This is a genomic window from Cupriavidus phytohabitans (assembly GCF_000426345.1).
GTDB lineage: Bacteria > Pseudomonadota > Gammaproteobacteria > Burkholderiales > Burkholderiaceae > Cupriavidus.
This window is the reverse complement of sequence record NZ_AUFE01000009.1, coordinates 136,755-151,065: the sequence shown is the minus strand read 5'-3', so window position 1 is coordinate 151,065 and position 14,311 is coordinate 136,755. Positions and strand designations below refer to the sequence as shown.

17 protein-coding genes are annotated in these 14,311 nt (G+C 61.3%); 8 read left to right on the top strand and 9 right to left on the bottom strand.

Annotated elements, in window-relative coordinates:
* Positions 1–627: 627 nt before the first annotated feature.
* Complete coding sequence (locus tag K309_RS39165) at positions 628–1,692, top strand: HNH endonuclease (RefSeq protein ID WP_051320397.1); 1,065 nt, start codon at positions 628–630, stop codon at positions 1,690–1,692.
* A gap of 199 nt (positions 1,693–1,891) precedes the next feature.
* Here the strand turns inward: K309_RS39165 and K309_RS0109660 are convergent, their stop codons facing one another.
* The 6 genes from K309_RS0109660 to K309_RS0109635 form a co-directional block, all read right to left on the bottom strand.
* On the bottom strand, positions 1,892–3,106 hold the full coding sequence (locus K309_RS0109660; RefSeq protein WP_035877129.1) for a phospholipase D family protein: 1,215 nt from the start codon (positions 3,104–3,106) through the stop codon (positions 1,892–1,894).
* 206 nt (positions 3,107–3,312) lie between these two features.
* On the bottom strand, positions 3,313–3,963 hold the full coding sequence (locus tag K309_RS39160) for a hypothetical protein (RefSeq protein ID WP_156914330.1): 651 nt from the start codon (positions 3,961–3,963) through the stop codon (positions 3,313–3,315).
* A 17-nt stretch (positions 3,964–3,980) separates the two neighbouring features.
* A complete protein-coding gene (locus K309_RS0109650; RefSeq protein WP_029046233.1) occupies positions 3,981–4,475 on the bottom strand; it encodes a RusA family crossover junction endodeoxyribonuclease in 495 nt (164 codons plus the stop codon).
* A gap of 108 nt (positions 4,476–4,583) precedes the next feature.
* Positions 4,584–5,660, bottom strand: a complete 1,077-nt coding sequence (locus tag K309_RS39155) for a DUF1376 domain-containing protein (RefSeq protein WP_051320395.1) — start codon at positions 5,658–5,660, stop codon at positions 4,584–4,586.
* Between the two features lie 299 nt (positions 5,661–5,959).
* Positions 5,960–6,313: a hypothetical protein gene (locus tag K309_RS0109640; protein ID WP_029046232.1), complete on the bottom strand. Its 354-nt coding sequence runs from the start codon at positions 6,311–6,313 to the stop codon at positions 5,960–5,962.
* Positions 6,314–6,416: 103 nt separating this feature from the next.
* Positions 6,417–6,722, bottom strand: coding sequence for a DNA-binding protein (locus K309_RS0109635; protein ID WP_232232346.1), 306 nt, complete (start codon positions 6,720–6,722; stop codon positions 6,417–6,419).
* A gap of 270 nt (positions 6,723–6,992) precedes the next feature.
* Between K309_RS0109635 and K309_RS0109630 the strand changes: the two genes are divergently transcribed.
* A complete protein-coding gene (locus K309_RS0109630; protein WP_029046230.1) occupies positions 6,993–7,226 on the top strand; it encodes a hypothetical protein in 234 nt (77 codons plus the stop codon).
* Here the strand turns inward: K309_RS0109630 and K309_RS41630 are convergent.
* Genes K309_RS41630 through K309_RS0109620 form a run of 3 tightly spaced genes read right to left on the bottom strand, consistent with a single transcriptional unit; the run spans position 7,171 to position 8,170 of the window.
* Complete coding sequence (locus tag K309_RS41630) at positions 7,171–7,515, bottom strand: hypothetical protein (protein WP_156914329.1); 345 nt, start codon at positions 7,513–7,515, stop codon at positions 7,171–7,173. The genes K309_RS0109630 and K309_RS41630 overlap by 56 nt on opposite strands.
* 29 nt (positions 7,516–7,544) lie before the next feature.
* The gene (locus K309_RS0109625) at positions 7,545–7,895 is read right to left on the bottom strand and encodes a hypothetical protein (protein WP_029046229.1); all 351 of its coding nucleotides are present in this window, start codon (positions 7,893–7,895) and stop codon (positions 7,545–7,547) included.
* Complete coding sequence (locus K309_RS0109620) at positions 7,892–8,170, bottom strand: transcriptional regulator (RefSeq protein WP_029046228.1); 279 nt, start codon at positions 8,168–8,170, stop codon at positions 7,892–7,894. The genes K309_RS0109625 and K309_RS0109620 overlap by 4 nt, the downstream gene beginning before the upstream one ends.
* 73 nt (positions 8,171–8,243) lie before the next feature.
* On the opposite strand from K309_RS0109620, the gene K309_RS39150 reads away from it, so the two are divergent.
* The 6 genes from K309_RS39150 (at position 8,244) to K309_RS0109585 (ending at position 14,196) form a co-directional block, all read left to right on the top strand.
* Positions 8,244–8,723, top strand: coding sequence for a hypothetical protein (locus K309_RS39150; RefSeq protein ID WP_156914328.1), 480 nt, complete (start codon positions 8,244–8,246; stop codon positions 8,721–8,723).
* Between the two features lie 667 nt (positions 8,724–9,390).
* Positions 9,391–9,705: a hypothetical protein gene (locus tag K309_RS41625; RefSeq protein WP_156914327.1), complete on the top strand. Its 315-nt coding sequence runs from the start codon at positions 9,391–9,393 to the stop codon at positions 9,703–9,705.
* Between the two features lie 152 nt (positions 9,706–9,857).
* The gene (locus K309_RS41620) at positions 9,858–10,082 is read left to right on the top strand and encodes a hypothetical protein (protein WP_156914326.1); all 225 of its coding nucleotides are present in this window, start codon (positions 9,858–9,860) and stop codon (positions 10,080–10,082) included.
* A gap of 79 nt (positions 10,083–10,161) precedes the next feature.
* Positions 10,162–11,136, top strand: a complete 975-nt coding sequence (locus tag K309_RS0109595) for a YqaJ viral recombinase family nuclease (protein WP_232232345.1) — start codon at positions 10,162–10,164, stop codon at positions 11,134–11,136.
* Positions 11,133–12,314 (top strand): RecT family recombinase, encoded by a 1,182-nt coding sequence (locus tag K309_RS39145; protein WP_198030800.1) that lies wholly within the window; start codon positions 11,133–11,135, stop codon positions 12,312–12,314. The genes K309_RS0109595 and K309_RS39145 overlap by 4 nt, the downstream gene beginning before the upstream one ends.
* A gap of 103 nt (positions 12,315–12,417) precedes the next feature.
* Positions 12,418–14,196: a DNA cytosine methyltransferase gene (locus K309_RS0109585; protein ID WP_029046223.1), complete on the top strand. Its 1,779-nt coding sequence runs from the start codon at positions 12,418–12,420 to the stop codon at positions 14,194–14,196.
* Positions 14,197–14,311: the final 115 nt, after the last annotated feature.

Sequence of the window (14,311 nt, the reverse complement as noted above, 5' to 3'; positions counted from 1 at the left end):
AGGTGCTTGGCTCGCATCCATTACGCCTGGCCCCGGCCCTGTGCTGCGTGCCGCGGTTCGCTGCCACGCCTCATCGTGAGGCAGCGCCACGCAAGAAGTCGCGCCCACTTCCCCGCTTGGGCGCCCCGGTAAGGCTCCGGGATCCTCAGCGGCATATTGTTTGGGCCAACAAAAAGCCCGCTGGCTTGCGCTCAGCGGGCTTTGGATGCAATTCCTGCGATTCTGTCGAGAATGTAGGTCGTTTGTCACACGCTGTCAAGTGCTCGCAATCTGGAGCTCGCCGGTAGACTGAGGGCCGAGCTCGGTCAATAGCGGACATCTGTCGCGTTGCAAGGCAGCGCCGTCCTCAACAAGCACCACGACTTGGCCCGATGGCTCGCGTCGCTGCCCCTCGTGCAAGATTCGGATTGGGCCACTCCGCCCCCTCATCTGAGGTATGTCCAAAATCGCCAAAGCTGTGTAGGTTCCGACTCAAATTAAGCAAATACCTAGAAGGGGTCGCGACATGAATTTACATGCCATCCGTACGTGGTCAATTAGCACCTCTCTATCGAGTACCGAGCCTCGTGGCGGGCTGTATGCTTGCTTCGCTCCCCATCATTCCTGAACACCATGTCCTCTCACCCAATGTCGCCACCGATCGAAAAGCCAACGGGCAAGCCGGCTGTTTATCGGCTGCTGCAGGAACTGGGGCACGACCTCAGAGACTGGAGCATATCCGTGAAGACAGGCGAGCCCATCGAACCAGTTACCAACTCATTCCGGAATTCGCAGTGGGGATTCGCGGATCCAGGTGGAAAGCCATCGGCCGTCTGCCTTTGGTTCCAAGATATCGACAAAGGCGGCGAGGCGGCGTACTACGACGGAAACGACCGGAAGTATCGCAACGATTTGCTGAAGGCAGTCCAATTCTCCGGGGAGAACTTCACGAAGAACCGCGGCAGACTCAATGCGTGGGATTGGCGCTCCAAGAGACTTGAAGACGTCGTCAGAGCAGCCTACTACAAGCGCCAGCCTTTGAGGGTCATCATAGTTGGCGGCTCCAACAAGGACGAGCTACCACGAGGCCATGAAGAGCTTCCCAATATTGACGAGGCGTCCAAGGCGGATACCCGCGGGCTTGATCCGGCGACATGGTGGGTCCACTCGTATGACGACACGACTGGGGCTTACCGCATCTATCGTGATCTGTCGTTGCCGCCGGAGATGCCGAAGCCCGACCCAGCTGAGCTCGATCCAGGAAACGACCCGCTTCTGCAGCGGTACTTGGAGACCCTCGATGAGACCGTCCGTGAGGCGGTCATCAAAGCACGTGTCGGGCAGGGCCTCTTCCGGGAGCAACTGATCCAGCGATGGGGCGGCAAGTGCTCTGTCACGGGCCTACCGAAGGCCACAGAGTTCTTGATCGCTTCGCACATTCGACCATGGAGCTTGTGCGACACGGCGGAACAGCGAATCTCGCCGGCGAACGGCTTGTTGCTAACGCCGAATCTCGACAAGATGTTCGACCAAGGCCTGATCTCCTTTGACGAGAACTTCAGGATGATGATCAGCCCGAGACTTCCGCAAGGGGTGCAAACGGCTTTCGGTCTGAGTCCTCAGTTGGGACTGAAGCAACGTCACAAGGACTCCGTCGAGTACCTTGAGTGGCATCGGGAGTTGCTGTTCGTTTCTGAGGACAAAGCGCAGTAACGAATAGCACGCGTCTCAGCTAGCCCAGGGTGTCGCCCAGCGTCCCGTTGCGACCGGCCCGTCTGGAGAGCAATGTCAGACCGTTTAGGGTCGGTCAGGGACAGCCCACCTTTGCGGTGGGCGAGCGCTGCTTAGCATACGTTTAGCTTCTGGAGCCGTGGCTGCCAGGCCCGGACCTCGGATTGACCCCCAGGCGGGATCACCCGGTGGCCGTCCTCTTCGTGCTCGGATCGTAGTAAATGCTGTCCATAAGTGCGGCACGGTTGTCCCAAATACGCCCGGCCAACGGCTCTCTTGGCCTTGGATGCAGCCACCATGGACTGTTCTGCATAGGGACAACGACACGCTCCCAGTAATTGCTGAGGTTCAAGGTCGTCGGAGCCGTCCCGAACGCTTCGCTGATGCCCACTCGGTTAGCGTTGTTGAGGCCGACGAAAACGTCGGGCCGTTTCATCGCGAGCAGGCGGCTTGCCGTTGCGATGCCGCCCTTGTGCGCCTTTCCCTCGAAAGCAAGGTCAAAGTCGCGCACGAAGGCATCGAACTGCGCCTCTGAGACATCACCGTCCAGGGGGATGTTCTGCAGAGCCTTGGACAGAAGCCCCGGCGACTCATTGACAAGGTTCTTGAAGTCGCCCTGACCGAACATCGTTCCAAACCAGGGCCAATTCAAGTCATCGAGTTGAGGTTCCTTCCCCCCGTAGGTGCCAGCAATTGCCTTGCGCTCGTACTGCGACATGGCCTCAAACGAATCATGCTCTTTAAACAGTGCCGAAGCTCTCTCCAGAATTGCCAACCGACCTTGGAGGTTGTGATGACCGTCGTTCTTCACGTCCGCGATGAAGGTCGCCCAAGAGATGTCCATAGGCGAAGTCTTCGCCCCGGCACGGGGCTTCTTCAGTCGGTGGAACCTGTTCAGCGCACTACGCTTGGCCTTGTTGATCCGGTACTGAGCTTCATAGGCAAACAGGAAGGCGTCGTCGTCGATGGCCTCCGCTGAGCCCCAGCTCGATTCAACGAACGAGACCAAGTCGACGAAGACCGCATCCTCGGCGCCCCCTTCGAGCAGCACGCTCACCTCTACGTTCTTGCCGCCGAAAGCCCCCCCGGTAAGGTTGTGGCTCCCCACGACCGTCGCGAAACCCTTCGGCATCTCGAAAAGGTAAACCTTCGGGTGAAAGAGCCGGCCGTCTGGTGGCAAACAGCGAGCGCCCTTGTGGGGCATGAACCTCCGCAGCACCTCCGGGTCAGTCTGGTACATGTGGGTACCGATCACAACACGCCTGAGCTTCGGATGCGACTCCAGCATCGCGTCCACTGCAGTGTTGGGGCCTGCCCAAGCCACTGCAACATCAAACCGGATGCACTCGCGTACAAGGCGGACAACGGTACGGGTGGCTTGGCCGTCCGTCAGCATTCTCACTTTCATGCGCTTTTTCTAGTTGGTTTTTCTGGACGATAGCCTACCAGAGACCTGACGCCTTTGAATTTCAGTACCTGGGCCGATCCCCTTATTCCGCGACAGTCTGACGCTGGCCGACACAACAGGTCGACAGGCGACGACCGTTCTTGTTCAAATCGGCGAAGAGCCAAAACTCAGGCGCGCCCTGCAACCGCCTTCGCTTATGCGGATAAAGCCAGCCTATTGGCGCGCAGGGATTGCGCAGCCTCCCATTCGATATCGTCATCCGACGACACTACTGCGTGCTCCCGGAAGGCAGCGCCAAGCCTCTCAACGGCACGCGCCTCGAGAGCGGCGAAATGGGTTGCCATCCATTTCGCAGCCCGGTGGATCTTGCCCCGGTTCACGCCCCACTTGTCGCCAATGTCCCGCACCGACATGCCATCGCATTTCACCTTCCGCGGCGCGTAGTGCCTCGCGATCAGGTGAAACAACGGCTCATAGGCGTGGATGCCACAGACCACGCGGGCGTAGCCGGTCAGAATCTGGACACCCTCTGTCTTCTCGGCTCCGATGCCATAGCGTGCCAGTACCGCGCCCATCTCAGGCCGCGGCAGCTTGCTGCGAACCGCGGTCACGACCATAGCGCACTGCCCCCGCGTCTCCAGCATGTCCAGGTCACCAAAATTGACGCCCCCCGGCTCGCCGCGCAGTTGTTGTAGCCAGCTCCGCTGCCGCCCTGACAGCATAGGCGCGGCTTCCATTACTCGGACGAGCGCTCGGCGCATCTGGCATTGCGCCATCGCCGGTTCCGACAGGATCAGGAACGAGACGTGCAGCGCCTGTTCGGTGTACTGAAAAATCGCTTCCATGCCCTTCTCCAAGCTCGTCACGCCCGCTCCAGCGGCAACTCCATCACTTCCACGTAGACACCCGGTGAGGTGCCGTATTTCTTGCTCATGCGGTACTCGACCGCCTGGCAGTCATCGACCCACACGACGCCGTTCATGCCGTCTTTGACCGCCTTGAGCACGTTGTCGGCGTCCGGCTTCTTGGTGGCGCAGATCTGGCCGGTTTCAGCCATGGCCTGACGCTTCCGAGACCAGCTTGCCGGGATTGCAAGCGCGATCTCTACCACCAGGTGGATCGGCCCCACGAACGGCGGGCGAGCACCCATCGCCTCTCGAGTAGCCATCTTGACCAGATTCTCGAAGATGACCGTCTTCTCGGGCGTGTGGTGCCTCACTACCGGGCGCCCATTGACCAGCACTGGCTTGCCGTTACGCATGACTGCTGAGCTGCGGGCGCGGCCTTTGGCAACCGGCTGGCCTGGGACTCTGAAGCAGACACGCGATGACTGATGATGGGTTAGTGGTTCTGTCATGACGCTTTTTATAGTCGGGAGAAATGGGCCTTCAATCGCCTGTAAGTCGTTGCTGTGCCTACGTTTCGCTTGTCAGGGTGCCAAGGAAAAATGACGCGGATGGCATGGTCAGTTCTGTGCGGACGCGACCACCGGCGTGCCGCCCGCAATGGTCACAGCGCCCCGCTGCTTCCACACCCAGGGCCCGTCCCCAGCCGCCTCGAAAACGCGGGCTTTGAAGTACGGGAACGGCTCGTCCGCCCCTTGGAACACGCCGAGCGTGGCGCCATGGGCCGTGATGCCCGACGCGCTGGTGTGCCACTCGGCCGGCGGTCCTGCCGTGACGGTCGGCGATGCACCGCGTGCAGCGAGAATGTCCGCCAGAAGCACGTCGATGAACCCGACGTTGAGCGGCTGGACCGAGCGCTCTCGCTGTCGGCGCTCGCGCCCAACGCCGATGGCGTGCTCGAGCTGAACCGGCGTCGCGCCCTCCCCCGCCCATCGCTGCAGCCGCGCGTCTGCGGCATGGGCTGGGATGCCGTGCCGCCCAAGGGCCTCGACCAAAGCGGCGGCAAGCGGCGATTCCGCGGCGCACGCGCACCCACCGTCGGTGGTTATGCCGCTGCTATGGTTTATATATCCCTGTCCCTCTCCCTGTCCCTTGGATGCCATTTCCCGAGGGACATTTGAGGGACATGGCGGCTTTGTCCTGGGAGACTTAGTGCCAATGTCCCCGGGGACATCCTTACCCCGTCCCCGGGACAACCACTCATCGAAGTCAGGCACAATTAGGCTTGTCCCGTTGCGTTGGTTGTATTTTTTGACCCGCGCCTTCTCGGTGTCCCAGCGCTGTTTCAATTTGCTCCGCCATGCTTCGTGGGCCTTTTCAGCGACCACCGGGTGATAGAGCCTGCCATCCTTACACTTGATCCAGCCGCGCAGAGCGCCGTCGCGGACCTTCTGCCACTCTTTGACCACGCGGCCAAAGCCAGCGAGTTGGGAAAGGATGCGGTCATCGTCTGGCAGTGATGCCGCTGGAAGCTGGTGCCATGCAGCACACCAGAGCAGCACTGCCGCCCAGCACGCTTCCGGAGCCTCCAGAGCCGCCAGGTCGCTGTCACGCAGTCGCTCAACGTCGAGTGGCATGAACTGGAAGTCGCGAAGGTCGCAGTCGACTGGCGTGAGAGGTTCGGGCAAGTCGTTCATTCACACAATCCGTAGGCCGACGGGCAAGCCGCCGGCTCGTCCCGACTGGCCAGCAAGTCGTCGACGGGCACGCCGCTGATCGGCCGCAAGTCTTCATCTAGGCAATCGCCCTCGCTACTCATGGTGCAAGTCAGCGACGGAAGCGCCAGCGCACGAAGCGGGCCACATTCGGATCGCACCAACCAAGTCGCGCATCCGAATAGAGGCTTGGTTGGTGCCACAACGCGAACCACGCGGCCGATGTTCTCGGGAAATGGATCCCGAGCAATGAACGCGAGATCGCCAGGTTTGCACCGCATTCACAACCTCCATCCGGCACCGCGCGGTGCCATACGCAACTCCGGAAGCCGGCGGATCTCCGTCTCGTAGCCCTTGAGCTCACCGCGCCCGACTATCCGCTCCGGCATCGGCTGCGGCGAGCGTGGAACGTAGTACACGCGGATCGAAGTCTCGACAAAGTCCGACGCAACTTGACCGGCGACCAGGGCTGGCTTCATCGCGCGATACAAAGTTCGTGCGGATACCCCAAAGCGCCGGGCCAGCATCGGTTCGCTGAACCGCTGCAGCGGATTGCCTTGAAGATGCTGGATGACGAGCTTTGCCAGTTCGCTATCGGCGTGGCTGATATCGCCGCTTCGACGTTCGTGAGTCATGCTGCCCTCGACAAGCCCGACGTCCCCGCGTATGCGTCAACTGAGTTCTTTACCATTGCGACACTCCTCCGTTTCAGAATGGTTACGGGGGCGCGTAAGCAATCTACCGACCGGATCCGCACTCGCCGCCTCCGGCGCGAGCGCACTCACAGAACATCCCGACTTTCCCCATCGTGCACATCGCGTCCAGGTAGCTGCGTGTGACAACTACGTGGTCCAGTGCGGCCAGGACGATGTCGAGCTTGTCGAGCGTGATGCCGGCCGGCTTCTCCTGCACCAGTTTTGAAAGCATGGAATCGTCCCAGCCGGTGGCGTCCAGCAACTCACGCTTCTTCCTCGGGTCCGCTATCGCGGCTCGGATCGCGGCCTCGATACTGGGCCGGCGCATCCTGGGTATCGGCTCGTTCATCGCCGTTCAGACCTATTCAGAATTGAAGGAATGCCCTTGAATCCGTGGGCGGATACGCTTTCGGCATGGACACACGAAACAGCAAACGGGCGCGCACCTCTACCGCCAGCACTGCATGGCGATGGAACTCTGACCTTCATACCCACATGGGGAAGCTGGCAGGAGGTGCGCATAGAAAGAATCCGATTTTTACGATGTGGGACTCGGCAGCAGCACGGCGTGTTAGGAATGCGGCGCTGACCTTCTCAATCTCCCACGAATGGGGAACACATGGAAAACCAACACGCACCTGCAAAGCTCGCGGCCGACATCATTGTCTTGAAACTCGCCGTCGCTGGACTGGCACGCGCCTTGCCGCGTGCGCCAAAAAACCAGCTCGTCAGCGAACTGAAAGCGCTTGCTGTCACTGCGGATCTACAGATGAAGGCGACCCAAGTCCCGGAGGAAGTCAGTTTTCTGCTAGCCACCTCTGTAGGCGATCTGCTTCTGTTGATTCAGGAGTAGCACCGATCCATTTGAGAGCGCCGGCCAGAAACGGCGAAATGTGCACGGCTGTGCCGTCCCACCCCAAGGCGGCCTGGAGCATTTCACCAACTTTTGGTTCGGGGCTGAACGCAGCAACAAGAACCATTGCCAGCGTTTTGGCAGACATAGCGTGTTGGCGCGCGAGCGCAGATACCTCTTGCAACTCTCGCTCCAACTCTTGTTTGCGTGCTAGCGCATCGTTGGCCAGCGAACTCTCGCGTTTGAAGGCATCAAGGCACTGCGCAGCTTGTTCGTTAAGCGATTGCATTAGCGTTCCTCAAAAAGTCGGCGTCGAAATCAGTCGTCGTCCTTCACGCTCGCGAGGCAGGCCTCGGCAGCGGCTGGCAGTAGACATGCAGCCCCAGCAGACCAAACGTGTAGAAGCTGGCTACCGCGAAGTGCCCGAACCAGGCGAGCGCACCAATGTCCGCAATCGCCGTCGTGACGTTGATGCCTTGGCCCAGCACGGATCGTTGCTCCGGTGACCGGCGCAAGCCAGAGCAAAGTGCCCACCACGGTGCAGAACCACAGCCAGAACAGAAGCAGGTTGCCGGCGGCGTCAACGCCGAACCCCTTCCAGGCAACCAGGAGGGAGATTTCGGCGACGTTGCCCAAGACAGTGATGAGAAGCTTGGCGGCGGGGGTCATGCAGCCTCCTTCGCATCAGTAGACGGAGCGTCTGCAAGCTCTGGCCAGATCAGGTGCCAGTCGTCAGGTCGCATAGCCTGCCGGGTAACGACCCCGCCGGTGGCTAGTTCAAGCCCCCGACAGTTTTCGGGCGAAGGCAGACGGCCGGCATAGCGGTGGCGCCATTGCCGCAGTTGGGCATCGCTCTTTACCTTGTAGCCAAAGGTCGCCATGCGAGCACGCAGTTCCGCAACGGTCAGCGCTCCCACCTGAGAGAGATAGGTGTCGAGATCCATGCGGCCATATTAGTAGCATTTGCTACGCAAAGCAAGTAGCAACTTGTTGCGTAGCATGCGCTACGCTTGCGATATGACAACAAAGCCCACTGCCGACTACCGAATCGAGAGATTGCAAGCCGCCGTGATCAAGCAATGCGACGGCAATGTGTCTGCCTTTGGCAGACTCCTCGGCTACAAAGACGGCGCATTCGTGCGGCAGATGCTGGCCGGCACGCGGGCAGTCTCCGAGAAGACGGTGGAGGCCGTAGAGAGACTTCCCGGCCTCGAGAATTGGTTCTCAACCAAGCATGGGAAACCGACCCAGGCCGCGGGAAGAGAAACTCAGTTGCATGTCGTGGAGCGTTCCGCTCCACATGCCGAGCAAAAGGGGAACCTCGAACTACTCCGGGAAGTCGTCATTGGCGTGGAGCGAGGCCTGCACAAGCGGCAGATCTCGCTATCACCAGAGAAGAAGGCCGACCTCGTTGTATTGATCTACGATCATTACCTGCGGGCGCCTTCTGCGGATAGCGGCGAAACGGTGGAGAGGTACCTGAGGTTGGTGAGCTAGCCTAATGGGCCGCAACCCGAGAAGTCGCACCTCTTATGGAGACATGATGGGCGACGTTTCGAAGCAGGTTGAGGCCTTGATAGCAGGCGCTCTAGAGAATGATGCAGTTGCGGAGACGGGAGTTTATATAACTCGCAGCTATGTCGTAATTGACCTCCGCTCCGGGTCCGGTCTACCGATCATCCCCACGAACACCTCGACCTCGCCTCCCCTCCGCCTTGTCCGAAGCCGCGCCAGGCGACTGGAGTCCAAAGCTCGAAAGCAATGATTGGGCGTCTCCTGCGGAGACAATAACCGGCCCCAAGCAAACAAATATGACGTTGCCTTCGCTGAAGGTTAGCGAAACAGGTGCTGCGTTTTCGTAGTCATCAGGGTTCTTCAATGTCTTGCTCCGCCATTGCGATTGGTGAGGTAGGACTATTGCGCAAGACCACCTGCTTGACAGGCCGGAAGGTTCCCATTGGGATGATCGAATTTCCGAAACTCCTATCCTCGACCGCACGCTACTGCACTCCCTCAGAGCGCCTAACCAATGGACGCTCCCGGCGCCCAAGTCCGATCCGACATGCGGCGATCTGAGGAAGTTACAATTTCAGTAGCATTTGCTACTTGATGCGTAGCGTAGCGCAAGCTACTATGCATCCATCGACTGACCGATGGATGCGACATGGACCACCACGAAGCTGCGGATCTGATCGCCGCCGATCTGCGCGCCGGCGCGGTTGAAGCGTACTGCCCGCCAGACCAAGCGCTGCAGTATCTGGGCGACATTCTCAACGCCGGCAATGTCCGCTACCTCCCCGCCGAGACCCCTTCCGAGCATCTGCGCCGGTCCCATGAGCTGATGGGCGTTCGTGCCCATCAGCTCTTCGATGAGTTGATCAGCCGCAATGCCCAACGTGTGGCGGACGAAGAGAACGAGGCCGCCCGTCATGCGCGCTCCGACGCATTGGAACTCGTCGCCGAGCGAGGCACTGCATGACGCCCCGCGACAACGAGCGCATCGATCGCTACGTCCGCTGGTTCAACAGATGCGTCTGGGCGGCTGCAGCTTGGGCCGCCTTCTACCTAGCCTATTCGCTCGCGATAGACGAGCCGCGCCCCGTCCATCCAACCACGTCTCGGAGCTTGACTATGAACGGACAGGCGGCGCCGACCGCAGAGCAGCAATCAACGACGTACACCACCAGTACGGAACTGCAATTCCTCGGTGTGTTGGCCGCGAAGCCACAGGCCACGATCTTGCTGCGCAACTACTTGCGCAGCTGCAACAGGCGCGTCGTTTGGGGCGATATCGACAAGGCTGCAGTTGTCCTGCGCGCCGAGTCTCTTTTGGCTGATGCCGAGGCCCGATCATGATCGCGCGCCCACTCATCCCCGGCCATAGCTACCAGGTGCACGGTGTAGGCGTCGACCTGACGGTGATCGCTTCCAACCCTTGCGACGCTCTGAGCATCGCCATCGGATACCTCGAAGGATTTCTTATATGAATGCTCGTGAAGAATGGCTGCAACAGCGGCAGCAAGGCATCGGCGGATCGGACGCCGCAGCAGCGCTGGGCCTGTCCCGCTTCAAGACTCAATATCAGCTTTACCTGGAGAAGCGAGGCGAACTGGCCGCCGAAGACCTGGACGACAAGGAGCACGTCAGGTTTGGCACGCTGATGGAAGAGATCATTGCGCGCGAGTACGCACGCCGTAACGCCGTGAAGGTGCGCCGGCGCAACGCAATCATCGCGCACGCGAAATACCCGTGGATGCGCGCCAGCGTCGACCGGCTGCTTGAAGGTTGCCGCGTGGGGCTCGAATGCAAGAACGTCGACGCGATGGCTTTCCGCTTCGGCGAGTGGGGCGAGCCTGGGACCGACGAGGTGCCGGAGGAATACCTGCTCCAGTGCCAGCACTACATGGCGGTGCTCGACTATCCCGAGTGGCATCTGGCTGCCTGCGTCGGCGGCAACAAGCTGAAGACGTACATCATCCTCCGCGACGCAGAGCTGGAAGAAATGTTGATCGAGCAGGAGCACGCATTCTGGCAGCGCGTGCAATCCGGCGAGCGCCCCGATCCGGACTGGCAGCACGACACCACGAACGATCTTCTCAAGCGCCTCCACCACACCGTCGGCGAAGGCAAAGTCGATCTGGCCGAACTTGAGCACTGGCACAAGGTTCGCCAGGACGCCAAGCGCTCCCTGAAGGTCTACGAAGCCGCTGTCACCGCAGCCGACAACCACATCCTCGACTTCATGGGCGGCGCAGCGATCGGGATGCTGCCCGACGGCACCTTCTACCGGCGCAAGGAAATCAAGAAGAAGGGCTACTTCGTTGAGCAGACTTCTTACATCGACTTCCGCCACGCGAAGCCCACCAAGGGCAGGAAGACTGACACCACCAACGATCAGGACGAAGAATGACCGCAATTCAAACGATGGACCGAACCCAGCAGCCGGGCGCGCCTGGTCTGAGTTCCACCTCCATGCTCTTGGACGTGGCCACGATTGAGTCGATCAGTCGTGTGGCCGACATCATGGCATCTGGACGCGCCACCATTCCTCAACATCTTCGTGGCAACCAGGGCGATTGCTTCGCGGTGACGATGCAGGCGATGCAATGGGAAATGAACCCGTTCGCAGTTGCCCAGAAGACCCACATCAGCCAGAGCGGCGCGCTCGGCTACGAAGCCCAACTCATCAATGCTGTCGTGATCGCCCGTGCACCGATCATCGCTCGGCCCGATTACGAGTTCATCGGTGACTGGAATAAAGTCTTGGGCAAGGTCGAGGAACGCAAGTCGGAGAAAGGCGGCAAATACTACGTCGCCACCTACACCAAAGCGGACGAAGAAGGCCTCGGGGTCATCTGCCGGGCCACGATCGTCGGTGAGCCCGAGCCGCGCGAGGTCAAGGTGATGATGTCGCAATGCTACCCGCGCTTTTCTACACAGTGGGCAACGGACCCGCAACAGCAGATCACGTATGTAGCCATTCGCAAGTGGGCGCGCCGTCACGCACCCGACGTGCTGCTGGGCGTCAGCACACCCGACGAGCTGGATGGCTTCGAGCAGCCTGCCGTCGAGCGCGACATGGGCAAGGTCGAGGACGTGCGCAAGGAAGAGCCGGCTCCGGCAAGCCGCGCCAGTCGCGTCAAGGACAAGCTCCACAGCCGCGCAGCGCAGGCAACCGACGTGAAAGCAACCGATGTCGCCACCGGCGCGCCTGGCCTCGACGAAGTGCTGGGCGCCATTGGCGCGGCAACGAACGGCGCCGAACTGACGGCTGCCGGCCAGATGGCCAGCAAGATGCCCGATGGTCCCGAAAAGGACCGCGCGCGCAAGGCGTACCAGGACAAGCTGCAAGCCGGAAAGGCAGCTACCGCTGCGCCAACGCCAACTGAACATGCACCGGCCGTCCAGGCACCTGCTGTCGAGCAGGAAGACGCCCTGACCTTCGCGCAGGTCATGGACGCGCTGCAGCAGGCGACGACCGTGGAAGCCTTGAACCTTGCCGCAGACCTGATCCGGTACGTGCCGGACATGGTGCAACAGGATGAGCTGCGGGCCGAGTTCGAGCGCCTGAAGAAAGGTGACAACTAAACCCCGAGAGCGGAACGCCGCGCGTGAGAGAACCAGGCGTGACAGCCGGGAGAGACCGGCACACAGCTCTACGCCGCGAGGCTTGCAAGGACTAGGAGTCGTAATGATTCACCGCAGCTACAACTGCTTCACCATGTGCTCTGGCCTTGGCGGTGGCGCCAAAGGCTTCCGGCGCGCCGTCTCGCGCGTGCGTAACATGAAGGCGAGCTGGCGCTGCATCGGCGGTATCGACAACGACCCGGCTGCCGCGCGCGACTTCCAGCGCCTTGTCGGCACGCCGTGCACGGTTATGGACCTGTTCACGCGTCAGCAGTACACCGCCTTCCACGGCAATGAGCCGCCGCACGGCTGGCGCGAGGCTGTGCCCGCTGATGTACGCCGCGCGGCCAACAGTGAGCACCCTCACTGCGTCTTCATCTCATCGCCGTGCAAGGGCGCCTCTGGCTTGCTATCCGAAGAGAAAAGCAAGACGCCGAAATACCAGGCGCTCAACGAGCTGACTCTGCGCTGCGTGTGGCTCATGTGCGAGGCGTGGAAGGATGATCCGGCCGAACTGATCGTGTTCGAGAATGTGCCGAGGCTGGCGACGCGCGGCCGGCATCTGCTGGACCAGATTGGGCAGTTGCTGCGCCACTACGGCTATGCCGTGAACGAGACGACCCACGATTGCGGCGTGATCGGCGGGCTGGCGCAGAGCCGCAAGCGCTTTCTGCTGGTCGCACGCCACACCGCCAAGGTACCGGCTTTTCTGTACGAGCCGCCAATGAAGCGCTTGCAGGGTGTCGGTGCCGTGCTGGACCGCATGCCGCTGCCGGGCGCTGCCGAGGCCGGCCCCATGCACCGTGTGCCTTCCCTGCAGTGGAAGACCTGGGTGCGGCTGGCGTTCGTCGAAGCGGGCAGTGACTGGCGTAGCCTGGACCGGCTAGCAGTGAAGGATGGCTATCTGCAGGATTACCTGATCCTGCCGGAACGCCGCGGTGGCCACCTCGGTGTAGTTGACTGGGAGGAGCCGGGGGCAGGGACAGTAGCTGGGGAGTCTCTGCCGACTAATGGTGCCTTCTCGGTGGCGGATCCGCGCGCCCCCGCTAATGCCGCGCAATATCAGCAGTATGGTGTGCTGGGCTGGCGCGAGGCGTCGGGCGCGATCATCGGCGTGAAGTCGCCCGGGCAAGGCACGTTCAGCGTGGCAGACCCGCGCCACGCCGGCCCGGCCAAGCACAACAACGAATACCGCATTGTGCCATGGAGCCAGGCCGCTGGCGCGGTCACCAGCGCGCACGGGACCGGACAGTGCGTCGCCGACCCCCGACGCGAAGGCCCGACCTACGGCAAGTACGCCGTCACGCAATGGGAAGAGGCAACGGGCACTGTGATCGCTGGCAGCACTACGGGCCAAGGCGCATTTGCCGTTGCCGACCCTCGTCCCGGCTTCCACCGCGAGAAAGGCGACAACTACTTGACCGCCGGGCACTACGGTGTGGTTAGCTGGAATCAGCACAGTGGCGCCGTTTCGGCCGCAGCTGGCTACGACAACGGCAAGTGGTCGGTGGCCGATCCGCGCCTGCCGGCGGCGAACGACAAGCTGATCGCAATCATCCGCGCGCTGGATGGCACTTGGCACCGGCCGTTCACCACGTTGGAACTGGCCGCTATCCAGTCGCTGATCGAACCCGAGGAATACCTCGAGCTGGACGGCCTGAGCGACCAGGCGTGGCGCGAGCGCATCGGCAATGCCGTGCCGCCCTATGCAGCGGAGGCTATTGCCGAGGTGATGGGCACCACCCTGCTGCTGGCCGAGACTGGCGAGACGTTCATGCTGTCGGCCACGCCGGTGTGGGTACGGCCGGTCGCGATCGCCCTGGCTGTAGCGCAACATACGTAGGCAGCGTGAGCTACCCTTCTACGCCTTCATCGCGCCTGTCCAGATGTCTACCAAGTCGGAATCTGGACGCATGCAGTAGCCCAGGAACTAGTTCTTGGATCCCGTCTGCCAACGC